Origin of the sequence: Enterobacter sp. V87_3 (assembly GCF_029967835.1) — a bacterium.
Classification (GTDB): domain Bacteria; phylum Pseudomonadota; class Gammaproteobacteria; order Enterobacterales; family Enterobacteriaceae; genus Enterobacter; species Enterobacter cancerogenus.
In genome coordinates this window covers 23,522-46,129 of sequence record NZ_JASCAM010000024.1, presented here as the reverse complement: position 1 = coordinate 46,129, position 22,608 = coordinate 23,522, and the positions used below count along the sequence as shown (strand labels likewise).

Genomic DNA, 22,608 nt, shown 5'->3' with positions numbered 1-22,608 from the left:
TGTTATGCTGCAAACCGTTCCTTTATTACCGACGCGCGCATCATGCTTTTAAAGCTCACTCGTTCGATTGTCATTGGTTTACTTGTCGCTGGCCTGCTGCTAGTGGCGATGCCGTCTTTACGCCAGTTCAACAAACTGACGGCCCCTCAGTTCGACAGCACGGATGACACGCCTGCCACCTACAATCAGGCCGTTCGCCGTGCCGCGCCCGCCGTGGTGAATGTCTATAATCGCGGGCTTAACTCCTCAAGCCATAATCAGCTGGAGATCCGCACGCTCGGCTCCGGCGTCATTATGGACGAACGTGGCTACATCATTACCAACAAACACGTCATCAATGATGCTGACCAGATCATCGTCGCCTTGCAGGATGGCCGCGTGTTTGAGGCGCTTCTGGTCGGTTCTGACAGCCTGACCGATCTGGCCGTTCTGAAAATCAACGCCACGGGCGGTCTGCCGACTATTCCGATTAACCGCAAACGCACCCCGCACATCGGTGATGTGGTGCTGGCCATCGGTAACCCCTATAACCTGGGGCAAACCATCACCCAGGGGATTATTAGCGCCACCGGGCGAATCGGCCTGAACCCGTCAGGACGGCAGAACTTCCTTCAAACCGACGCATCAATCAACCACGGGAACTCCGGCGGCGCGCTGGTGAACTCGCTGGGCGAGCTGATGGGGATCAACACCCTTTCGTTCGATAAGAGCAACGACGGTGAAACGCCGGAAGGCATCGGTTTTGCCATTCCCTTCCAGCTGGCCACAAAGATTATGGACAAGCTGATCCGCGATGGCCGGGTGATCCGTGGCTATATCGGCATCGGCGGACGTGAAATTGCGCCAATGCACTCGCAGGGCGGCGGTATCGATCCGATCCAGGGTATCGTGGTGAACGAAGTCTCTCCGGGCGGCCCGGCGGCCAACGCGGGGATTCAGGTGAACGACGTCATCGTATCGGTTAACGGTGTCCCGGCCGTTTCCGCGCTGGAAACCATGGACCAGGTGGCAGAGATCCGCCCAGGCTCCATCATCCCTGTCGAAGTCATGCGTAACGATAAGAAACTGACCATTCAGGTAACGATACAGGAATACCCGGCGACGAACTGACAGCCATAAAAAAACCGAAGCCTGTGCTTCGGTTTTTTTTGCCGGGTGGCGCTCACGCTTACCCGGCCTATAGCAGAAGAGTATGTTTTACTTGTTAACGAACTCTTCGCCCAGGGTGATATCTTTCTTCAGCGTGTCCAGCATGCCTTCCATCGCGTGTTGTTCAAACGCGCTCAGCGTGCCAATAGACTTACGCTCTTCGATACCGTTTTTGCCCAGCAGCAGCGGCTGAGAGAAGAAGCGAGCGTGTTCGCCGTCGCCTTCAACGTAAGCGCATTCCACAACGTCTTTCTCGCCCTGCAGCGCACGCACCAGAGACAGACCGAAACGCGCCGCCGCCTGGCCCATAGAGAGCGTTGCCGATCCGCCACCCGCCTTCGCTTCGACCACTTCGGTACCCGCGTTCTGAATGCGTTTGGTCAGGTCAGCCACTTCCTGCTCGGTGAAGCTCACGCCCGGGATCTGCGACAGCAGAGGCAGAATGGTCACGCCAGAGTGGCCGCCAATCACAGGAACCTCAATCTCCGCAGGCTGTTTGCCTTTCAGCTCAGCCACAAAGGTATTGGAACGGATAATGTCCAGAGTAGTGACGCCGAACAGTTTGTTCTTATCGTAAACACCGGCTTTCTTCAGCACTTCGGCAGCGATAGCAACCGTGGTGTTCACCGGGTTGGTGATAATGCCGATGCACGCTTTCGGGCAGGTTTCAGCGATCTGCTGCACCAGGTTTTTCACGATGCCCGCGTTCACGTTGAACAGGTCTGAGCGATCCATACCTGGTTTACGCGCTACGCCTGCGGAGATCAGCACGACGTCTGCACCCTGCAGAGCAGGACGCGCATCTTCACCGGAGAAGCCTTTGATTTTCACAGCTGTCGGGATGTGGCTCAGATCGACCGCCACACCAGGGGTGACAGGAGCAATATCGTACAGGGAGAGTTCTGAGCCGGAAGGCAGTTGGGTTTTCAGTAGTAGGGCAAGCGCCTGGCCGATACCACCAGCAGCGCCGAGGACTGCGACTTTCATCCTAAACTCCTTATTATGGTTAACTTTAGTATCTGTAAATCCGTTGCGGGGACCATAATTCAGCAGGTAAATAATTACAATTTTCGTCGCTAAATATTTTGAGGTCACACGCCTTTATTGCCAGAATGCCATCCGGGCAACAGCGGCAACGATTTAAGAGGGGTTAACAATACACCCTGCCCCGCCATCAAAACAACATCATTTTGATAACATTTAATTTACTTTTAAGCTTATTTGCGTGGCGTGAGCCAGGCATGTTTTCTGATAACGAAACCTGATAAAATCACTCCCTTTTCATAACATTATTTCAGCCAGGCCCCTGGCAGATTGTTTGCATAAAAATTCATCCACATGCATAATAATGTTGTTTCTACCGTCATATTTCGGGTGACTTATGCGAAGCTCGTCTAAGCAAGAAGAGTTAGTAAGGGCGTTCAAAGCGCTGCTTAAAGAAGAGAAATTCAGTTCTCAGGGAGAAATTGTTCACGCGCTACAGGAACAAGGCTTCGACAACATCAACCAGTCGAAAGTCTCCCGCATGTTAACCAAATTTGGGGCGGTGCGTACGCGTAACGCCAAAATGGAGATGGTCTATTGCCTGCCGGCTGAACTTGGCGTGCCGACAACCTCCAGCCCGCTGAAGAATCTGGTACTGGATATCGACTATAACGATGCCGTGGTGGTTATCCACACCAGCCCGGGCGCGGCGCAGTTAATTGCGCGTCTGCTGGACTCCCTCGGCAAAGCGGAAGGTATTCTCGGCACCATCGCCGGTGACGACACTATCTTTACTACCCCGGCAAACGGCTTCTCGGTTAAAGACCTTTACGAAGCTATTCTGGTGCTGTTCGAACAAGAACTGTAATCCCCTCTCCCCGTGGCCCGTCTGCGGGGATTGTTCTGCTCCTCATGTATTTCCCCCTGCTTTCCACTGCGCTTACTTTAGCAAATAGTGCTTTTTACCTCCCATTAACATTCATCCAGTGAATATCACCGCCCAAGATCGCACGAAAAATCAAAGCGACATATCCCTATGATTTTCTTATGAATAAAAACGCAACATGGCTAATAAGCAACCAATTTTATGCATTTTGGTTATAAAAATGAGTCTTATTAACGCGTAATTACACGCGAAACCATTAGTCTGGTATTAATTTTTTCCGTTATTAGTGTATACTTGATTTTGTGATGAGGGTCACGAAATGAAGCCCCCAGTAAAAAATTCGACGAGGTAAAGAATCATGAAAATCAAAACAACTGTAGCAGCACTTAGCGTTCTCTCTGTCCTGTCATTCGGTGCTTTCGCAGCCGATTCCATCAACGCCGATCAGGCGCAATCCCGTCAGGCGATTGGTACGGTCTCCGTTGGTGCAGTGGGGACTTCCCCAATGGACATGCATGAGATGCTGAACAAGAAAGCGGAAGAACAAGGTGCATCATCTTACCGTGTCATCGAAGCACGTTCAGGCGATCACTGGCACGCTACCGCAGAGCTGTACAAATAAGTTTTAGTAGCAGAAGACGAATTACCCCTCAACGGCACCAGGCATAAAAATAGCAGTTCAACCCTTCTCGCTGTTGAGCAAATAATTTCAGGAGTAAAGACTATGAAAACCAAATTAATCATCGCAACCCTTGGCTTAGCATCCGTTCTCTCTTTCGGCGCGAGCGCAGCCGTTCAGCAGGTCAATGCGGAGCAGGCACAAAATCTGCAGTCCATGGGTAGCGTATCCGTAACATCTATTACCGGCTCGCCGATGGATATCCGTCACGATCTGGCAGCAAAAGCTGAAAAAGCGGGTGCCAGCAGCTACCGCGTCACCGAACTGAATCAGGGTGACCACTGGCACGCCACGGCTGAACTGTATAAATAAACCCTCGTCGTATCTCATCATACGACTTGCCCCTGACCTCCCGGTCAGGGGCTTTTTTATTACTGCCGCGCGTTGAAACGCAGCTGCCCTTCCAGCTCCTCTTCGGCTTCATCAAACAGAAGCACCAGCGCGCCAAAACGTCGGCGCAGCTTGTCAGGCAAATGGATAAATTCTATCTCAAACGGTAACGGTAGCTGATTACCGGTGACCACATCCCACAGCGTATCAAGATCGGTTACGCTTCCCTGTTCCAGCCCAAACACCCGACTAAATTCACGATAGAAGTCTTCCTGACTGTCGATCTCGTCAAAATCAAAGGTATAAATTTTCATTGCCAGCCACCCGATCCAGGCGGGCGGCAAACGCCGCCCTGACTATTATAATCCCCCGATATGCAGGGTTTTGACTTCCAGAAACTCTTCCAGCCCCAGTACGGAACCTTCCCGGCCCAGCCCGGACTCTTTCACGCCGCCGAACGGTCCCAGCTCCGTAGAGACTGCACACTCGTTGATGCCAATCATCCCGCTCTCAATCGCCTGCGAGACGCGGAACACGCGCGACAAATTCTGGGTGTAGAAGTATGCCGCCAGCCCGTAAGGGGTATTGTTGGCGCGCATAATAACTTCATCTTCTGAGGTAAAGCGGAAGCAGGCCGCCACCGGGCCAAACGTCTCCTCTTCCGCCAGCTTCATGCCTTCATGGCAATCCCCCAGCACGGTTGGCATCCAGAAGTTGCCGCCCAACTCATGGGGTTTACCACCGGCCAGCACGGTCGCGCCTTTCGCAACGGCATCTTCAACGTGCTCTTGTACTTTCTTCACCGCCGATGGTTCGATCAGCGGACCGACAACCACCCCCTCGTCGAGGCCGTTGCCGGCCTTCAGCGCCTTCACCGCGTCGGCCAACTGATTAACAAACTTGTCATAGACCGTTTCCTGGATGTAGAAACGGTTTACGCTGACGCACACCTGACCGGCATTGCGGAATTTGTTGGCGATAGCGCCTTTCACCGCGGCATCGATATCCGCGTCTTCAAAAACGATATACGGGGCATTTCCCCCCAGCTCCATCGAGACTTTTTTCATGGTCTCGGCCGCGTTACGCACCAGCGTTTTGCCCACGGCGGTCGAGCCGGTAAACGAGATTTTCCGCACGTCATGACTGGCCATAATGGCATCGCTGATTTCAGATGTGCTCCCAGCCACGGCGTTCAGCACGCCATCCGGCACGCCCGCCTGCTTCGCCAGGGTAAGCAGCGCGAAGGCGCTCAGGGGCGTGTTATTGGCGGGCTTGATCACGCCGGTGCAACCTGCGGCCAGTGCCGGGCCGAGTTTGCGCGTCAGCATCGCCATAGGAAAGTTCCACGGCGTGATGGCGGCAACCACGCCAATGGGTTCGCGGGTCGCCAGAATGCGGGAGCCGGGTTTGATCGGTGGGATGATTTCCCCGTTTGCGCGCTTCGCCTGTTCGGCAAACCACTGAATGAAGCTGGCGGCATACTCTACCTCGCCTTCGGCTTCCTTCAGCGGCTTCCCCTGCTCGGTGGTCATCAGCCGCCCGAGCCAGCTTTTGTTCTCAATAATCAGTTCATACCAGCGATAGAGGATCGCCGAGCGCTCTTTCGCGGTTTTGGCACGCCATGCGGGAAACGCTTTTGTTGCCGCCGCAATCGCCTCTTCGGTTTCGGCTTTGCCAGCTTTCGCCACGCGGGTGATCACTTCACCGGTGGCCGGATTCAGCACCTCAAAGGTGGTGTCGAGCGTTTTCCAGATGCCGTTAACCAGATAGCCGTTCTGAAAAAGGATGTGGTCCTGGAGAGCCTGGGTAGTCATGTGTCCTCCCTGTCTGAATGTAAGAGCCTGCAGAAATAAGTATAGCCATAAAAAAACCGACGCTTCTGGCGTCGGCTTTTTACGTAGTCAGCTATTGGTTAGCGCGTTTTGATATCGATGCAGCATATACACCAGACGCCCAACCGGCTCGGTCACCTGCGGCGGCGCGTCCCAGTACCGCAGCTTCTCCTGGTAGATATCCAGCTCCTCAAGCAGCTGGTTAAAGTAACGCCGACGTTTGTCGTCACTGGTCGCCGAGAGCACATGATCGGCGGTGTGACGAAGCTGACGGTGGAAACTGGAGAGATCGTCATTGATGGGCACCGGCGCATTACGCAGACGCTGGTGCGCGATGATCATAGTTAACGCCAGGCGGAACTTGGCAACGTCGCCCGGGAATTTATTCAGCAGTAAAAACAGCTGCTGATAGAGCGCAGGCAGATGGTTCTGTTTACGGCGCGCGGTGTTGGTGGTCAACGACGATACGGCCGCCGAAACGAACTGGTTTAACAGCACGCGGCCGGTGCGCGCCTGCGAATTATCCCGCACCAGCAGGATCACCATCATCGCCAGGAAGCAGCCCACCAGCTGACCTAACGCGCTGTCGAGGAACTGGCTGAAGTGGAACGTCATCGGGTTATCCAGCACGAGGATATTGATGGTGCTTGCCAGCGCCCCCAGCGATCCCAGGCGACGTTTCTGCACTTCGATACCGATAAAGAACGCCATGACCGCAAGGCTGATACAGAGCAACAGCATGCTCTGCTGCGTCGAGGGTAAAATTACCAGGAAATAGAAAGCCCCAAGCGGCAGGGCGGCTATCGTGCCGTACAGGAAGTCGATAGCGACCATGCGCGGGTTCGGCAGACGCATCGCCAGGGAGGTGACAACGGCGATCATCACCATCGCCCCGCTGCCGGAGGTCCAGCCGGTCCACAGCCAGAACAGCGTACCGAGCATACAGGCCAGCGTGGTGCGCCAGAAGTTCACCATCGCGTGGTGGCGTTCCGCCGACTCGGCTTTGATCACCACTTCACCCTGCAGCACCTCTTCTTCTGCGGCACTGATTTTGGCATTCCCGATGACGCCGCGCTTGAGCAAGAGGTAGCGCGTTGCCGCCCCGACCCAGGTGTAAATGGTCACTGGCGTATCGCGCTCGCCGGTCCAGGCGATGACGCGACGCATGCGCTTGAGCTGCTTATGCACGTCCTGCACCGTTTCAACCGGCTCGGCGAAGAGTTCGCGGAAGGTGTCGGTCACGACTTCAGGACGGGTATTTTGGATCAGGTAGGTTTCACACGCCTGGGTTATCAGCGTTAAGGCCACGGTGTTGATCGCCTTAAGACGACGGTTTGCCCGGGACCAGCGGGAAGACTCCATATTCAGGTTGCTGCGCATCCCTTCCAGCGCGGTGGTGCGCCGTACCAGGCCACCCCAGGCGTTATCAACCTCTTCACTGTCGCCATGCTTAATGCACAGCTGCATCAGTTTGTACTGGTCGACAATTAACGCATCCAGTTCGCGATCCACTTCCTGCTTGATGGAACGTGGCGAAAACAGCAGGTCGGCCACGATGGCGCAAACAATACCAATGACAATTTCACTGCAGCGTTCGACGGCAAACTGTGGGGCAAGCAGCGGCTCTGCCTGAATGGTGATGATGATAATCAGCGCGGTATAACCCGAAAGTCCCCAAGCGTAGGAGTTCTCTACTTTTACCAGCGAGGAGACCCAGGTACAGAAGCCCGCCCAGATGCAGCACACCATCAGCATCAGCAGCGGCGTGCGGATCATCAGAATAATAATGGTAAGCGCCGCGATACAGCCGATAAACGTCCCGACGATACGCAACATCCCGCGGTAGCGAATGGCGCCCGAGTAGGGTTCACCACCCGCCGCAAAGGCCGGCCCCGCCGCGACAATCGCCGCCGTCAGCACCGCCCAGCGGGGCGTTTCAAGCTGAAAATGAAAGCCGACAAACAGCGCCAGCACGATGGCGCACGCCAGCTTCACGGCGAAGCGGAGGTGCTGGCTGGCGATGGAAAAGATACCCATAGCGATTAACCAAACTCGCGCAGGCGGTGGGCGATTTTACGGAAGAGCGAGTCCTGGCTGGCGTCGCGGTCTTTTTCGCCGGTGATCACCACGGTGGCCGTGGTGCCTGCAGGCCAGAGATTGCCCTGCTGTTCATCAAGATGAATACGTACCGGTACACGCTGCGCCAGACGGACCCACTCAAGGTTTGAGTCCACGGTCGCCATCCCTTTGGTGTCATTGCTGCTGCTGGAGTTGGTGACGCCTGCGGCCACGCTGTCGACCGTGCCTTTAAAGACGCGGTTGCTGCCAAGCGGCGTGATTTCCGCACGGTAACCCGGACGCACGCCTTCCAGCTTCGTCTCTTCCATATAGGCCAGAACGTAGAAGGAGTTCTGTTTCACCAGCGCCACCGCGGTGGAGCCACGGGTGATAAACTCCCCGGCGTAGACGTTCAGGTTGGTGACCCAGCCGTCAGACGGCGCGCGGATCACCGTACGCTCCAGATCGAGCCGGGCGAGATCGCGCGTCGCTTGCGCCTTCGCAAGCTGGTGAAGCACGGTTTGCAGCACGTTGTTGGACTGGTCGATCTCTTCACGGGACATGGCCTGCACGCCAAGTCGGTTACGGCGGCCCGCCTCACGACGTTTCTCGGAAGCCAGCGCCTGATAATAGGCCACGTCCGCTTCCGCCTCTTCTAATGCTTTCTGGTAGCGAGGCTGATCGATAGTGAACAGAACCTGATCTTTCTTCACCAGTTGGTTATCGTGGACGTTGACTGCGGTAATCAGCCCGGCGACGTCGGGCGCTATCGCCACAACATCCGCGCTGAAACGCGCGTCACGCGTCCACGGTGATTCGGTGTAATAAACCCAGGCGCGAAAGATCGCGATGAACGCCAGGACAACCAGCGCCATGGTAATGGCAGTGCGGGAGATTTTTCTTGTTAGCGTTTTCACATCAACCTCAAACAAACATGCGCGATATCAGATAGAACAGGCAGCAATACAGCGCCGTATTAAACAGTGCAGGGTGCCAGACAAAATCATAGATCCCGGTTGGGACCAGCACCTTGCGCACCAGCCAGAAAATCGCCAGTGACAAAAGAAGCTCAAAGAATATCGGTGGGAACGACAAACCGAACACCACGATAACGGGAAACAGACTCATGTTGACCTTGATTAGAGAGAGTGCAGGCTACGGTATTTTTCAGCGTGCGCCGCCGCAGGAGAGCAAGAAAAGCCGGGCGAGAGTGGCGACGCCGTTATGTAATTAATAATATATTAACGTAACTGTTATGCTGTTATCTATAATATGTGATCTAAATCACTTTTAAGCCAGAGTGAACAATGGAACGTTTAAAACGCATGTCGGTGTTTGCCAAAGTGGTTGAACTGGGCTCCTTTACCGCCGCCGCCAGGCAGCTGCAAATGAGCGTCTCGTCCATCAGCCAGACGGTGTCAAAACTGGAAGATGAACTTCAGGTCAAGCTGCTCAACCGCAGCACCCGGAGCATCGGGTTAACCGAAGCGGGCAAAATTTACTACCAGGGCTGCCGCCGGATGCTGCATGAAGTGCAGGATGTCCACGAGCAGCTTTACGCTTTTAACAACACGCCTATCGGTACGCTGCGCATCGGTTGTTCTTCAACTATGGCACAAAATGTCCTCGCTGCCATGACGGCGGATATGCTCAAAGAGTACCCGGGTTTAACCGTAAATCTGGTGACCGGCATACCTGCGCCGGATTTGATCGCAGACGGGCTGGATGTAGTGATCCGCGTCGGCGCACTGCAGGATTCCAGCCTCTTCTCCCGCCGCCTGGGCAGCATGCCGATGGTGGTCTGCGCCTCGAAAAGCTATCTGGCACAGTACGGCGTTCCGGAAAAGCCTGCCGACTTGACGAACCACTCCTGGCTGGAATACAGCGTGCGTCCGGATAACGAGTTTGAACTGATTGCCCCGGAAGGGCTTTCCACGAAGCTACTGCCCGTGGGGCGTTTCGTGACAAACGATCCGATGACCATCTCACGATGGCTGGTGGCGGGTGCAGGCATCGCCTACGTCCCGTTGATGTGGGTGATCAACGAGATCAACAGCGGCGAGCTGGAGATTTTATTCCCGCGCTACCAGTCCGATCCCCGTCCGGTCTACGCGCTGTATACCGAAAAAGATAAGTTGCCGCTGAAGGTGCAGGTCTGTATTAACTATCTGACCGAGTATTTTGTGGACGTGGCGGAACTGTTTCAGGGAATGCGGGGAAGACGTAAAGAGTAGGTTCACCGACCCTCTCCCGCGTGGGGAGAGGGTCAGGGGGCGGGGGAATTACGCGGTGCCGCCCACCGTTAAGCTGTCGACCTTCAGGGTAGGTTGCCCCACGCCAACCGGCAGGCTCTGGCCTTCTTTGCCACACACGCCCACGCCGTTATCGAGTTTCAGATCGTTACCGACCATGGAAATCTGCTGCATGGCTTCAATACCGGAGCCAATCAGGGTCGCGCCTTTCACCGCTTTGGTCACTTTGCCCTTCTCAATCAGATAAGCTTCTGAGGTCGAGAAGACAAACTTACCGGAGGTGATATCCACCTGACCGCCGCCAAAGTTTGGCGCGAAGATACCGTAATCAACGGATTCGATAATCTCCTGCGGCGTGGATTGCCCCGGCAGCATATAGGTGTTGGTCATGCGCGGCATCGGCAGGTGCGCGTAAGATTCGCGACGGCCGTTACCCGTTGGCGCCACGCCCATCAGACGCGCGTTGAGCTTGTCCTGCATGTAACCTTTCAGTACGCCGTTTTCGATAAGCACGTTGTACTGGCCCGGCGTTCCTTCGTCGTCGATAGCCACAGAGCCACGACGGTCAACCATAGTACCGTCATCAACCACGGTGCACAGTTCGGAGGAGACGAGCTGCCCTATCTGGCCGCTAAATACCGACGTACCGCGACGGTTGAAGTCGCCTTCCAGACCGTGGCCCACCGCTTCGTGCAGCAGTACGCCCGGCCAGCCAGCACCCAGCACGACCGGGAAGGTCCCCGCCGGCGCGGCCACCGCAGAAAGGTTCACCATTGCCATGCGCACGGCCTCTTTGGCCCACGCATCGGCACGGGCTTCACCGTCGACGTCACCCAGGAACCAGTCATAGCCAAAACGACCGCCGCCGCCGCTGGAGCCGCGTTCACGTTTGCCATCGTCTTCCACCTGCACGCTAATTGAGAGGCGGACCAGAGGACGCACGTCGGCAGCCAGCGTTCCGTCGGTCGCTGCGACGAGGATCAGCTCGTATACGCCGCTCAGGCTGGCAGAGACTTCCTGCACGCGTTTGTCCGCAGCGCGGGCCACTTTGTCCACGCGGCGCAGAATATCCAGTTTCTCTTCACGGCTCATGCTCTGCAGCGGATCGAGGCTGGTATAGAGTGCAGAGTGCTGAATTTCACCCAACGTTTTCACACGGCCATCGCCGGTATCGCGCACGATAGTACGCGCGGCCTGCGCGCTCTGCTCAAGTGCCGCCAGGCTAATCTGGTCGGCATAGGCAAAGCCGGTTTTCTCGCCGCTGACGGCGCGCACACCAACGCCCTGGTCAATGTTATAAGAGCCATCTTTGATGATGCTGTCTTCTAAAACCCAGGATTCGTGATAGCTCGACTGGAAATAGAGATCGCCGTAGTCGAGACGGCGTTCGGTCAGTTGACCAAGAATGGAGAACAGGTCCTGATGGCTCAGGCCGTTCGCTGCGAGCAAATGTTCACTTACCAGGTTCAGACTCATCGTATTGCTACTCGTTCGTTGCCGCTTGGGCGGTAAAAAATTCATATTTATTGAGAGTGAGGCAATTACCCGCCCACGTCAAATCATTGCTGTGCATCTTTGCGCGGCTGGCGCAGCACCTCATTAATCTGCGGTTTATCGATCGGGCCGGTAATGCGGTAGCGCAGAATGGAGACCTTGCTCCACAGCGGCCCCAGCACCTTACTGGCGGCAAACACCGCCGCGCCGACAATCGGGTTCACCACAAAGGCCGCCGCGACGCCCACGGTGGCGGAGATTTCCGGCGCAACCACGGCTTCCATATCCAGTTCGCGGCGCACGAGGTTTACCGAGCCTTTCATGGCAATGTCTGCTTCGAGACCATCCACCAGCGTATCGTCAGTGTGCATCACACCGTCCTTGATCCACGCTGTGCTGCGAATGGAGTCATAGTAGAAACCTTCGCTGAAGGTGTCGCTGAAATCGAAGCGCAGCTTACGCAGCAGGGCATCGAAGCTCAGCAGGCGCAAAATCTGTCCGGCGTGGCCGGTGCTCACGTCCGCAATTTCGCCCTTACCGAAGCGGGTTTTCAGGATGCCGTTCAGAGAGGCCTCGTCTGGCGTCCACGGTGCCGCGCGCCAGTGCAGGTCGTAGTTAACATCAAAGGACGAGCCGCGAAGCGGCGTGCTGATGCCAAAGAAGTTGGCGGCGGCGTCCAGCTTATTGCCTTTGATATCGCCCTTCAGCGAGGTGCGCTGCCCGCCAGGATTGTTCACCCACTCGCCCTGCGCCGTCAGGCGGCCAAAGCCGGTATCCACCAGGCCGCCGGTCAAACTCAGCGTATTCCCGCGAATAGCGAAATCACCGTCGATGCGGCCATATTTTTGTCCCCACAGCCAGCACTCCGCGCAGCGCAGTTGCAGATCGGGCCAGCCGCTGAAATCCACGCGAGAAGCATTGCTCAGCGGCGGCGTGCTCGCAGACGGCTCTTTTGCCTTCGCCGTGGCAGGGTTGTAATAAAGGTAACGGATCGCCGCCTGCCATGGGGCGTGATCTCGCATGGTCAGGGTGCCGTTGATCTCCCGTCCCTGCGCCTCAACCTTCGTACCGTTTGCCGCAGGTTGCGAAACGATGCTGAGGTTATTCCACGTTTGCCCGCCCAGCGTTAGCGCTGGCGTGCGCGCGGTGATGGTCTGTGGGATCTGCACGACATCGTTCGCGTTTTGTCCCACGCCTTTCTGGAACAGGGCCAGCCATTCAGCGCCGTCCAGAGGAGGCAGGTTCAGTTCAACGCCCGCCTGCTCAGGCAGCGGAGGCGTGCTTCGGCTGTCCGTCGTCCATATGGCTCTGTCGAGCGTTAGCTTGCGGTTAAGCAGCCAGCGGCTATTAAAGTGGTTTGTCCCGCCCGCGCTGCCGGTTAAGTCAAAGCTGTTGAGGCCACCCGCCACGTTGATTTTCACCGGCAGCGGCTGCCCGGCTTTTTTGTCCAGCGGGGCAGGCAACTGACTGCTGATGTTTTTCAGATCGCCGGTGATATCTACGTTATACCGCGCCCCGGCGTGATAAGGCAGCTCGATACCAACCTTGCCACTCCAGTCAACCGCGCCGCCGACCGCACTTTCGATCTGCCGGGGCAGCACGCCCATGCGCGATGGCTGCCAGCTGGCATTCATGTTGACCGCCACCTGGTAGGCTTTCTCACCCTCGGTGGTGGAAAAATCGATATTGATCGGCTGGTTAAACCAGGTAGCGTTGAGCGGCTCGCTCTTGAGGTTGCCGTTTACAAAGCTGAACTGCCCGTTGAGGTTGGTCAGCGTGCTGTTCAGCGGCTTGATAAAGAGGCTGTTGTTCTGGAGCCGGACGTCACCTTTAGCGGTCGTCATTTCGCCATCAAGCGGGATGTCCAGATGTAAGCGAGCATTCACATCGCCATCCAGCTGCAGCTGATCGAGCGTTGCCGCCAGCGATTCCTTTAGCGGCGTTCCTTCAAAGTAGGGGCCAACCGCCTTGCCGGGCCCCTTGATGTCCGCATCAATGAGCAGCTTCTCTTTGGAGTAATCCGGGATGTTTGCCGTCAGGTTGCTGGCGGTTACGCCGCCCAGCGCCACGCTGTCCGTCTTCATCCACAGCCCGTCATTGAGGAAGTTCAGTTCGATATTGAGGTTTTGCAGCGCAGGCCAGTCCGGCTGGAAGGCAAAGGTCGCGTTGTGTAACGGCACCAGCACCTGGAACTGCCCTTCGTTGTGTTTGTACGGGAAGAGATGCGGATTGCCTCCATAAACCAGCGTGGCGTTATCTGCCTGGCCGCCCTGGATCGCACCGCTGAGGTAGTCCACCAGCGCTTTGCCCATCAGATTTTCCGGGAAATAACGCCAGGCCTGCGCGCCATCGTCGGTGCTGATCCCCGCCAGAATACCCAGCCATGGCTCTTCGCCTTTAGGCTGCAAATAGCGGAAATCACCGCGCGCATGCACCGCTTTGGCTTTTACATCGATCTGGCGGCCATCCAGCTGAAAGCCTTTATCGTTGTGCAGCCAGTTGAGAACGGCGGAGCCTTTTTCAATCTCAAGCGGAGCACGGAAAACCGTTTCGTACGGCATTTTGGCATCGCGCATTTCTGCCGTCAGCCTGCCGTCTTCCACGCTGCCTTCCAGCTTACCGCTGAAATGTTCAGCGCCCGGCAAGAGTTTCCACTGTTTCCAGGCAAGACCGGTCCAGGACGCGAGAAATCGGGTTTTCTCTGTTGCCTGCAGCGGAATGTCCAGCGCCAGCGCGTCTACCGTTCCCGTTGGCTGTGTTGCCAGCCAGATATCACCAAGTTCCGGAGAGAGCTTCGTCGCCATTGAGCGCAGCCCTTCTATCGCCTCCAGATCGAGATTGCTGGCACGAATGCGCAGCTCATCGCTGCGTTTACTGTTCGTGCCTCCCACATCCTGCTCCGGCATCCAGGCGAGCGTCAGCGCGCCGCGCGGCCAGGGCTTGCTGTCCATGGTGATACGCGTATCGGGAATGGCAAATTGCCAGCCCCCTTTCACCTGGGTCACATGCGCGGTGAGGTTATCAACGGAGAGCTGATGTGGTTGTTTTTCATCTTTCCAGCTTGCGCCCCCCTGCTTCAGCCAGATATCCCCGCTGGCAAATTCCCCTTTCGTCAGGGTCATCCAGCCTTCCAGGCTAAAACGGGCGGTTTCGAGCTGCATATTTTGCTGGATCCAGTCGCCCAGCCACGGCTTGACATCCACGTCGTCAGCCTGCAGCCACACTTTGCCGTTGTTTAACAAGCCATCGTCATCACGCAGATCCATTCGCACCTGCATAACACCGTGCTGCCCGTTAAGGCTCGAGAGGCTCACCTGCCCTTCGGCGCGATGGCGGTCTTTGCCATTAAGCCAGGTCAGCTGGGGGATCGCCAGCGACGATCGCTGGCCGGAAAGCGTAATGAAGCTCACCTCACTGTCACGCAGATCGAAGTGATCGAACTGGCGCAGGAAAAGATCGCTAAACCGGTTGGTCTCTAGCCCCTTGCTGGAGCCATCGCTGCTGATCGGCGTGTTGGTCAGGAACCTAAGTTGGTAAAAGGTGAGATCGCGGAACTGCCAGCGCAGGTGCAGCAAACTTTGCCAGACGTCCAGCGCCAGGGTGACACGTTTAATTTTGAGGTAGCCGCCGTCTTTCAGGCTGGCATTGATATCCCGCACGTCCAGCGTCGGGCCAAAGTTTTGCCAGCTGGCGCTGATCTGGCTGACATCCACCGGCACCCCGGTGGAGGATTCGATTTTCGCCAGCAGCTGCGGACGCCAGCTGTCCAGATGCGGTAAAACGAGACGCAGCCCGCTCACGAGCAACGCGACAATCACGACGAGCGTTGCCCCTGTAAGCAGTAAAATCCCCGGCAATCGCCTCACGCGTCTCTCCTTGTCAGCCTTTATTCTCGCAGCGCATCGCGCCTTACATCATGACTACGTCAAATTGCTCCTGATTGTAGAGCGGTTCAATTTGCACTTTGACCTGCTTGCCGACAAAAATTTCCACTTCTGCCAGCGCGTGGGACTCTTCGCCTTTGAGCGCTTCCGCCACCGAAGGGGAAGCATAGACCAGAAAACGGTCGGAGTCGTAGGCATGATGAACGCGGACAATTTCACGCATGATTTCGTAGCAGACGGTCTCCACCGTCTTTACCGTGCCGCGTCCATGACAGGTAGGACACTCGTTACACAGCACATGTTCCACGCTTTCACGGGTCCGTTTCCGGGTCATTTCCACCAGACCCAGCTGCGAGAAGCCGTTGATGCTGGTTTTTACGCGGTCTTTGCTCAGCGCCTGCTCCAGGGAATGCAGCACGCGGCGGCGGTGATCCTCATTATTCATATCGATAAAGTCGATGATGATAATGCCGCCCAGATTGCGCAGACGAAGCTGGCGCGCAATGGCCTGCGTCGCTTCGATGTTGGTGTTGAAGATGGTGTCATCCAGGTTGCGATGGCCGACAAACGCCCCGGTATTGATGTCAACGGTGGTCATGGCTTCGGTCTGATCGATGATCAGATAGCCGCCGGATTTCAGCTCCACCTTACGCTCAAGCGCGCGCTGGATTTCGTTTTCGACGTCAAAGAGATCGAAAATCGGCTGACGCCCGGTGTAGTGCTCCAGCAGGCCCGGCATCTCAGGGATGTACTCGGCGGTAAACTCCAGCAGCGCTTCGTAGGTCAGACGGGAGTCCACGCGAATGCGGTCGAGCTGCGCATCGGCGAAATCACGCAGTACGCGCTGGGCAAGCGCCAGCTCACCGTAAAGCTGATAACGGGTCTGGTTGCGTTTTTTACGCTCCATCACCTTGGTCCAGACACGCTTAAGATAGGCCGCATCGGAGGCCAGATCCTCTTCGCTGATCCCTTCCGCTGCGGTACGGATGATAAACCCACCCTGCTCGTCGCAGTAGGCGCTGACCACCTTTTTCAGGCGCTCGCGCTCGCTTTCGCTCTCAATACGCTGCGACACCCCGACGTGCGAGGCACCCGGCATAAAGACCAGATAGCGGGAAGGTAAGGTGATGTCGGTGGTCAGACGCGCGCCTTTAGTGCCGAGCGGATCTTTCACCACCTGCACCATCAGGTCCTGGCCCTGGCGCACCAGTTCAGAAATATCGCGTACGGCAAACTGCTTCTGCTCTTCACCCGCCACGCACTCGGTGTGCGGCATGATGTCGGAGGCGTGCAGAAACGCGGCTTTATCGAGTCCAATATCTACAAAAGCCGCCTGCATACCCGGCAGTACGCGACTGACCCGACCTTTGTAGATATTGCCTACTATTCCGCGTCGCGCCTCACGCTCAATGTGAATTTCCTGAAGAATGCCACCATCAATGTAGGCCACACGGGTTTCCGAGGGCGTTACGTTTACCAACAATTCAGCCGTCATAATTATCCCTTCCCTCACGCAGTGAGTTAAAATTGCTCAGCAACTCATACGTTTCCACCAGCGGTAAGCCGACTACGGCGTGATAGCTGCCATTAATCTTCCTGACAAAACAGCCACCCAACCCTTGAATACCGTATGCACCTGCTTTATCCATCGGTTCACCGCTCGCGATATAGGCGGCGATCTCGTCATCGGTAAGCACTCTGAACGTGACGTCCGTCACCACCAGGCAATCCAGCACATCCTGACTGTCGGCCAGTGCGACCGCCGTCATGACCTGATGCGTTTGCCCGGACATGTTGCGCAGCATGCGCGCCGCATGGTCCGCGTCGTGCGGTTTCTCAAGCACTTCACCGTTCAGGATGACGATGGTATCGGCACCCAACACCGGAAGATCGTGCGGCACTTGCGCCACACCAGCCTGCGCTTTTTCTCGCGCCAGGCGGCAAACGTACTGCTGTGCGCTTTCGCCCTCTGCACGTTTCTCTTCGATACCCGTAACGATGCGCTCGAAGGAGATGCCCAGCTGCGTGAGCAACTCCTGACGACGCGGTGAACCAGAAGCAAGATAAACAGACGTCATAGAAACCTTTTATTGCACGGCAAACTGCTGGCGAATTTTACGCATCAGCAGGAACAGCCATGGCCAGAGCACACCGTTTACTACACTACTCCAGAACACTTCCGGTCGGAAAGAGACGTTGATCACTAAAAACTCTGCCCAGAAAACAACAACATCCGCAGCGAGCGACAGCAACATCACCACCAGCGCCTGTTGCCAGAGCGCGAGATTACGAAAAAGCTGGAATTTAAGCGCGACGAGATACGCGATAATGCTCATGGATAAGGCACGCACGCCAAGCGTAGAGCCGCTAATGAGATCCAGTATGGCACCCATCACAAAACCCGTGCCGACATTTACGCGGTGCGGCAGGGCCAGGATCCAGTAGAGCAGAATGAGCAATACCCAGTTAGGCCGGAAAACGAGGATGTCGTCCGGCCAGGGCATAATCTGCAACAGCAGTGCGATAAGAAATGAGAGCCAGATAACCCAGCGTCCCTGGCTACGATAGCTTGCCACTACTGCCCTCCCGACGAGCGCTGAGGCGGTGGCGGTGCGTCCGGCAGCGGCTGCGTTAAGCCCGTTGCAGGAGCCGGGACGGGCGCAGGCGGCCCCATCGAATCCGGCGAAGGGAGAACCTGCGGCATCATCTGCATAAGACGCTCATTCGCCACGCGGTGCACCTCTTCCGGCGTCATCGGATTTGATCCGTTACGATCGGCCCCCCACAGCAGCAGCAGATAGCGCAGACGCTGTAACCCGGCCGTTGGACGCGCCTGAATCACGGTGTAGGCACGTTGCGTATCAAGCCTCACGGAGGAGACCACCGCAACCGGATAGCCCTCAGGGAAACGACCGCCGAGACCTGATGTCACCAGCACGTCGCCCACACGGATATCCGTATTGGCAGGTAGATGTTCAAGCTGCAGATCGTCCGTGCAGCCGTTACCGGCCGCGATCACGCGGATATCATTACGCAGCACCTGAATCGGCAGCGCATGGGTAGCATCACAAATGAGCAGCACGCGGCTGGTCAATTTAGCAACCGCCACCACCTGGCCGACAACGCCCTTATCGCTGATGACCGGCTGACCTTCATAGACGCCGTTAACACTACCTTTATCGATAACAACCTGATCGCTGTAAGGATCGTTGACGGTTGAGATCACCTGGGTGACCATTTTCTGCTCATCCTGACGCAGCGGCGAGCCAAGCAGTTCACGCAGTCGCGCGTTTTCCTGCTTATATTGACCCAGCATTAACAGCTCGCTGTTTTTCAGCAGCAGTTCCTGGCGTAACGCCCGGTTTTCGAGTTCGAGTTGGTCACGCGAAGACAGCGTTTGCGAAACGGAGTCGAGTAATTCACGGGGACCATTTGATATAAAGTAGAAAGGACTGACGGCGGTATCCATGTACGTTCTGATCTGGCTGAACGTACCGAGGCGGCTATCGGCAATAATGACCCCAAGCGCAACCAGCACCGCCAGGATAAGGCGAAACTGTAGCGATGGGCCACGGCTAAAAATTGGCTTCATAGGCTATGCGTCTTCTCGCGTCAGAGAGAAAGGGTAGCCATTTGCTACCCTTTCACACCCGACTACTCTTCGCTGAACAAGTCGCCGCCGTGCATGTCGATCATTTCCAGCGCCTTGCCACCACCACGGGCGACGCAAGTCAGTGGATCTTCTGCAACTACGACAGGAATACCTGTCTCTTCCATCAACAGGCGGTCGAGGTTACGCAGCAGCGCACCACCACCGGTCAGCACCATACCGCGCTCGGAGATATCAGACGCCAGTTCTGGTGGGCACTGTTCCAGCGCAACCATCACCGCGCTCACGATACCGGTCAGCGGCTCTTGCAGCGCTTCGAGGATTTCGTTGGAGTTCAGGGTAAAGCCACGTGGAACGCCTTCTGCCAGGTTACGACCGCGCACTTCGATCTCACGCACTTCATCGCCTGGGTAAGCAGAACCGATTTCGTGTTTGATACGTTCTGCGGTGGCTTCACCGATCAGGGAACCGTAGTTACGGCGCACATAATTAATAATGGCTTCGTCGAAACGGTCGCCCCCGATACGCACGGAAGAGGAGTACACCACACCGTTCAGGGAGATCACGGCCACTTCAGTGGTACCGCCACCGATATCCACAACCATGGAACCGGTCGCTTCAGAAACCGGCAGGCCTGCACCGATAGCTGCCGCCATAGGTTCTTCAATCAGGAACACTTCACGCGCGCCTGCACCCTGAGCGGATTCACGGATTGCGCGACGTTCTACCTGGGTTGCGCCAACCGGCACACACACCAGAACACGCGGGCTTGGACGCATGAAGCTGTTGCTGTGAACCTGCTTGATGAAGTGCTGAAGCATTTTCTCAGTCACGAAGAAGTCAGCAATAACGCCGTCTTTCATTGGGCGGATCGCGGCGATGTTGCCTGGGGTACGGCCCAGCATTTGCTTCGCATCATGACCGACTGCAGCTACGCTTTTTGGCGAGCCGGCACGATCCTGACGAATGGCCACAACGGAAGGCTCATTCAGTACGATGCCTTGTCCTTTTACATAAATAAGGGTATTCGCGGTACCCAGGTCAATGGACAGGTCATTTGAAAACATGCCACGAAATTTTTTCAACATACTAAGGGATAATCCTGAAAGCTGGGGCGGAATACAAAATCCGCTTACTTTACCAACCACACGTAGCAGCGACAAGGCGCAAAAATCGTCAGCTACGGTGAAAATTAGTGCAGTACGTTTCCTTTGTTACAAATTCATCCCCTGAATCCCTCAGGGCTGAGTAAACAGTAGCGTCCTCACTTGCATTTGTAACCCGTTAAAGGTCGTTCACTGGCTTCTGCTCGTCATACTCAAAGCTACAGGCGCGATATTCTACGTGAAAACTGATTAAACGGCAGGTCAAACAGAGTATCTTTGCAAATATTTTTTCACATTGGTGTCAAGCGGCTGAGAGGCGGCAAAAAAATCACCCTGACCACCTGCAACCCCGCGCTCTGTCAACATCTGCCATTCACCCCGCGAGCGCACGCCAGCGGCAAATACCTGTGTTTGTGTTCCCTTACACGCTTCCACCAGGCTCTGTACCAGCAGCTGGTTTTCCGTGCGTTTTTCAATATTCCTTACCAGCCCCGGATGCAGCTTCAGTAGCTCGGCACCCAGCTCCTTGATCCAGCTGGTACTGACCAGCGTCAGGCCCGCCTGCGTCACCGCGACGCGAGCACCAAGCGCATTGATTAACCGTACCACAGGACGTAACCGGCTGATGTGTTGACCTACATCTGCCTCTGCAAGTTCAAAAATAATGCGTTTACGTTGCGATTTTTCGCATTGCATTAACGTATCGCGTAGCCAGCGCTGAAAACGCGGGCGAATCAGTGACTCAACGGTGACCTGTAATGCCAGGTTTTCCTCGGGCCAGAACGACAGGAACGGGATCAGGCGGGAGATTTGCTGGCGGTCGTACTCTTCGGACAGGCCAAACTGCAGCACCATCGGCAGGTATTCGGCGGAGATGACCTCTTCCGTGCCGTCAAAAATACGGCACATCAGCTCGCGATGATGAACCAGGCCATTTTTCATAACCGCCGGTTTTTGGTAAATGCGCGGCCCGCCGCGACTTAACATCTGCTCGATCAGCGTACGCCAGCGCACGTTGCCGCGCCCCTTTTCCGGCAGCGAATCATCATAAATCGCCCAGCCGTTCGCCCCCTGCAGGACCGCATTGCGGGTTGCCGCTTCCGCATGCTCCATCACCTGTTCGGTTGCCTGCCCGCCGCGCCATGCGCAGATGCCAATGTGCACCATATCGTCTCTGTCGAACAACTTGCTTTGCGGCAAGGCATCGACGGCTTTCAGCAGTTGGCTGGCAATACTCTCTGACTCTTTCAGCGTGCGATGGGGGAGCAACACGGCGAAATCACTGCGGTGATAGCGCGCCAGAAGCGAACCCGGGTAGCGCATGATAAACGTTGAGAGCAGGTTGATGAGCGTAAAGAGATTCTCTTCCGCCACGCGGCGGCCCCAGGTATCGCGCAGCAGATCGAAATCAGGCAGGCGGATCATCATCACCACCCCGTGCGCCCCCACCTTTTCGGCATCATCCAGCAGCGTGGCCAGCTGATTATCAAAGAAGAGACGGTTATTCAGGCCCGTTTTGTTATCCTGCGCGGCGTAGGAGCGGATCAAGGTATCCATGCGGCTACGCTGATCGCTGGCGAACTGAATTTCAGACAGCAGAACGTCCAGCGCGCTGCTGGTGCGTGTCGGCCATTCATAGACCGAACCGCGCACCTGCGGACCACGTTCGCCGTTCAGTATTCGTACCGAACGGTTCTCCAGCAGCTCCTGGCCCGAGAGCTGACGACGCAGCCAGCGCACGGCGAGAAAAATCAACACCACGATAAAGCCAACGGCCATGGTCAGCGGCGCGGTGGTCATCAACGAGCGGAAGTAATTGGACATCGGGTCCAGATAGACCATCCTGATGGTCATGCCGGGATGTTTGAGCGAATTAACCGCGACCTCCCGGTACTGATTCACCGTGCCGGCAGGCCGATAGCTTGTTTGTCGGGCATGGCTAAAAACCGTTTTTTTGCCCTGGGTGATATCGATCTGAACAATATCTACCGGCACCATCAGCTCGTCCAGCTCGCGCGACAGCGCCGGGAGCGAGGTGGTAATCAGACGGGTATCAATGACCGATGCCACCGACTGAACGCGATTGACCAGCTTATCCTGAATGGCATTGTAAAAGCTCAGGGAACAGCCAATCAGCGTGACGAAGATGGTGAGCCCCGTCAGCAGCGTGATAAACGCTGAAAATTTCGTGGTTAATCGCATCCTTGAGATTACTCCGTGGGTTGATGGAATAGCGAGTAAGCGCTAACTTGCATTTGAGATGCGACATACTACCAAACCTGGCCTATCTGGCAATTTATTGCGTTAAATCGGCATAACGTTTCATTGTGCGAGTATAGTCTTA

General features: G+C 56.1%; 19 protein-coding genes. 5 read left to right on the top strand and 14 right to left on the bottom strand.

What is annotated here, in order from left to right:
- The first annotated feature begins 42 nt into the window (after positions 1–42).
- Positions 43–1,110, top strand: coding sequence for an outer membrane-stress sensor serine endopeptidase DegS (gene degS / locus QLG21_RS12850; RefSeq protein WP_006178829.1), 1,068 nt, complete (start codon positions 43–45; stop codon positions 1,108–1,110).
- Positions 1,111–1,197: 87 nt separating this feature from the next.
- On the opposite strand, the gene mdh is transcribed toward degS, so the two are convergent.
- The gene (gene mdh, locus QLG21_RS12845; protein WP_088208430.1) at positions 1,198–2,136 is read right to left on the bottom strand and encodes a malate dehydrogenase; all 939 of its coding nucleotides are present in this window, start codon (positions 2,134–2,136) and stop codon (positions 1,198–1,200) included.
- 394 nt (positions 2,137–2,530) lie between these two features.
- Between mdh and argR the strand changes: the two genes are divergently transcribed.
- The 3 genes from argR (at position 2,531) to yhcN (QLG21_RS12830) (ending at position 4,010) form a co-directional block, all read left to right on the top strand.
- Positions 2,531–3,001 (top strand): transcriptional regulator ArgR, encoded by a 471-nt coding sequence (gene argR / locus QLG21_RS12840; protein WP_006178832.1) that lies wholly within the window; start codon positions 2,531–2,533, stop codon positions 2,999–3,001.
- Between the two features lie 376 nt (positions 3,002–3,377).
- Positions 3,378–3,641, top strand: a complete 264-nt coding sequence (gene yhcN, locus QLG21_RS12835) for a peroxide/acid stress response protein YhcN (protein ID WP_006178835.1) — start codon at positions 3,378–3,380, stop codon at positions 3,639–3,641.
- A gap of 102 nt (positions 3,642–3,743) precedes the next feature.
- Positions 3,744–4,010, top strand: coding sequence for a peroxide/acid stress response protein YhcN (yhcN, locus tag QLG21_RS12830; protein WP_006178837.1), 267 nt, complete (start codon positions 3,744–3,746; stop codon positions 4,008–4,010).
- Positions 4,011–4,069: 59 nt separating this feature from the next.
- Here the strand turns inward: yhcN (QLG21_RS12830) and QLG21_RS12825 are convergent, their stop codons facing one another.
- The 5 genes from QLG21_RS12825 to aaeX form a co-directional block, all read right to left on the bottom strand.
- A complete protein-coding gene (locus QLG21_RS12825; RefSeq protein ID WP_006178838.1) occupies positions 4,070–4,342 on the bottom strand; it encodes a barstar family protein in 273 nt (90 codons plus the stop codon).
- 45 nt (positions 4,343–4,387) lie between these two features.
- The gene (locus tag QLG21_RS12820; RefSeq protein WP_282484552.1) at positions 4,388–5,842 is read right to left on the bottom strand and encodes an NAD-dependent succinate-semialdehyde dehydrogenase; all 1,455 of its coding nucleotides are present in this window, start codon (positions 5,840–5,842) and stop codon (positions 4,388–4,390) included.
- Between the two features lie 87 nt (positions 5,843–5,929).
- Positions 5,930–7,897, bottom strand: coding sequence for a p-hydroxybenzoic acid efflux pump subunit AaeB (gene aaeB, locus QLG21_RS12815; protein ID WP_088208428.1), 1,968 nt, complete (start codon positions 7,895–7,897; stop codon positions 5,930–5,932).
- 5 nt (positions 7,898–7,902) lie between these two features.
- Positions 7,903–8,835: a p-hydroxybenzoic acid efflux pump subunit AaeA gene (aaeA, locus tag QLG21_RS12810; protein ID WP_042322362.1), complete on the bottom strand. Its 933-nt coding sequence runs from the start codon at positions 8,833–8,835 to the stop codon at positions 7,903–7,905.
- 7 nt (positions 8,836–8,842) lie between these two features.
- Entirely contained in the window at positions 8,843–9,046 is a 204-nt protein-coding gene (gene aaeX / locus QLG21_RS12805; RefSeq protein ID WP_003860416.1) for a p-hydroxybenzoic acid efflux pump operon protein AaeX, read from the bottom strand.
- A gap of 179 nt (positions 9,047–9,225) precedes the next feature.
- Between aaeX and aaeR the strand changes: the two genes are divergently transcribed.
- Entirely contained in the window at positions 9,226–10,152 is a 927-nt protein-coding gene (gene aaeR / locus QLG21_RS12800; protein WP_042322147.1) for an HTH-type transcriptional activator AaeR, read from the top strand.
- A gap of 48 nt (positions 10,153–10,200) precedes the next feature.
- On the opposite strand, the gene tldD is transcribed toward aaeR, so the two are convergent.
- The 8 genes from tldD to csrD all read right to left on the bottom strand — a co-directional run bounded on the left by tldD (position 10,201) and on the right by csrD (position 22,466).
- Entirely contained in the window at positions 10,201–11,646 is a 1,446-nt protein-coding gene (gene tldD, locus QLG21_RS12795; RefSeq protein ID WP_282484551.1) for a metalloprotease TldD, read from the bottom strand.
- Between the two features lie 83 nt (positions 11,647–11,729).
- On the bottom strand, positions 11,730–15,530 hold the full coding sequence (yhdP, locus tag QLG21_RS12790) for an AsmA2 domain-containing protein YhdP (RefSeq protein ID WP_282484550.1): 3,801 nt from the start codon (positions 15,528–15,530) through the stop codon (positions 11,730–11,732).
- A gap of 43 nt (positions 15,531–15,573) precedes the next feature.
- A complete protein-coding gene (gene rng / locus QLG21_RS12785; protein ID WP_006178848.1) occupies positions 15,574–17,043 on the bottom strand; it encodes a ribonuclease G in 1,470 nt (489 codons plus the stop codon).
- Positions 17,033–17,626, bottom strand: coding sequence for a Maf family protein (locus QLG21_RS12780; protein ID WP_006178849.1), 594 nt, complete (start codon positions 17,624–17,626; stop codon positions 17,033–17,035). The genes rng and QLG21_RS12780 overlap by 11 nt, the downstream gene beginning before the upstream one ends.
- A gap of 9 nt (positions 17,627–17,635) precedes the next feature.
- A complete protein-coding gene (mreD, locus tag QLG21_RS12775; RefSeq protein ID WP_006178850.1) occupies positions 17,636–18,124 on the bottom strand; it encodes a rod shape-determining protein MreD in 489 nt (162 codons plus the stop codon).
- The gene (gene mreC / locus QLG21_RS12770) at positions 18,124–19,140 is read right to left on the bottom strand and encodes a rod shape-determining protein MreC (protein ID WP_006178851.1); all 1,017 of its coding nucleotides are present in this window, start codon (positions 19,138–19,140) and stop codon (positions 18,124–18,126) included. Before mreC ends, mreD begins: the two co-directional genes overlap by 1 nt.
- A gap of 62 nt (positions 19,141–19,202) precedes the next feature.
- Positions 19,203–20,246, bottom strand: coding sequence for a rod shape-determining protein MreB (gene mreB, locus QLG21_RS12765; RefSeq protein WP_000913396.1), 1,044 nt, complete (start codon positions 20,244–20,246; stop codon positions 19,203–19,205).
- 279 nt (positions 20,247–20,525) lie between these two features.
- Positions 20,526–22,466, bottom strand: coding sequence for an RNase E specificity factor CsrD (gene csrD, locus QLG21_RS12760; RefSeq protein WP_088208426.1), 1,941 nt, complete (start codon positions 22,464–22,466; stop codon positions 20,526–20,528).
- Between the last annotated feature and the right edge of the window lie 142 nt (positions 22,467–22,608).

What these genes read in the sequence shown, in the direction of transcription:
- degS (WP_006178829.1), top strand. Translation starts at nt 43, where the DNA reads ATGCTTTTAAAGCTCACTCGTTCGATTGTCATTGGTTTACTTGTCGCT.
- mdh (WP_088208430.1), bottom strand. Translation starts at nt 2,136, where the DNA reads ATGAAAGTCGCAGTCCTCGGCGCTGCTGGTGGTATCGGCCAGGCGCTT.
- argR (WP_006178832.1), top strand. Translation starts at nt 2,531, where the DNA reads ATGCGAAGCTCGTCTAAGCAAGAAGAGTTAGTAAGGGCGTTCAAAGCG.
- yhcN (WP_006178835.1), top strand. Translation starts at nt 3,378, where the DNA reads ATGAAAATCAAAACAACTGTAGCAGCACTTAGCGTTCTCTCTGTCCTG.
- yhcN (WP_006178837.1), top strand. Translation starts at nt 3,744, where the DNA reads ATGAAAACCAAATTAATCATCGCAACCCTTGGCTTAGCATCCGTTCTC.
- QLG21_RS12825 (WP_006178838.1), bottom strand. Translation starts at nt 4,342, where the DNA reads ATGAAAATTTATACCTTTGATTTTGACGAGATCGACAGTCAGGAAGAC.
- QLG21_RS12820 (WP_282484552.1), bottom strand. Translation starts at nt 5,842, where the DNA reads ATGACTACCCAGGCTCTCCAGGACCACATCCTTTTTCAGAACGGCTAT.
- aaeB (WP_088208428.1), bottom strand. Translation starts at nt 7,897, where the DNA reads ATGGGTATCTTTTCCATCGCCAGCCAGCACCTCCGCTTCGCCGTGAAG.
- aaeX (WP_003860416.1), bottom strand. Translation starts at nt 9,046, where the DNA reads ATGAGTCTGTTTCCCGTTATCGTGGTGTTCGGTTTGTCGTTCCCACCG.
- aaeR (WP_042322147.1), top strand. Translation starts at nt 9,226, where the DNA reads ATGGAACGTTTAAAACGCATGTCGGTGTTTGCCAAAGTGGTTGAACTG.
- tldD (WP_282484551.1), bottom strand. Translation starts at nt 11,646, where the DNA reads ATGAGTCTGAACCTGGTAAGTGAACATTTGCTCGCAGCGAACGGCCTG.
- rng (WP_006178848.1), bottom strand. Translation starts at nt 17,043, where the DNA reads ATGACGGCTGAATTGTTGGTAAACGTAACGCCCTCGGAAACCCGTGTG.
- QLG21_RS12780 (WP_006178849.1), bottom strand. Translation starts at nt 17,626, where the DNA reads ATGACGTCTGTTTATCTTGCTTCTGGTTCACCGCGTCGTCAGGAGTTG.
- mreC (WP_006178851.1), bottom strand. Translation starts at nt 19,140, where the DNA reads ATGAAGCCAATTTTTAGCCGTGGCCCATCGCTACAGTTTCGCCTTATC.
- mreB (WP_000913396.1), bottom strand. Translation starts at nt 20,246, where the DNA reads ATGTTGAAAAAATTTCGTGGCATGTTTTCAAATGACCTGTCCATTGAC.
- csrD (WP_088208426.1), bottom strand. Translation starts at nt 22,466, where the DNA reads ATGCGATTAACCACGAAATTTTCAGCGTTTATCACGCTGCTGACGGGG.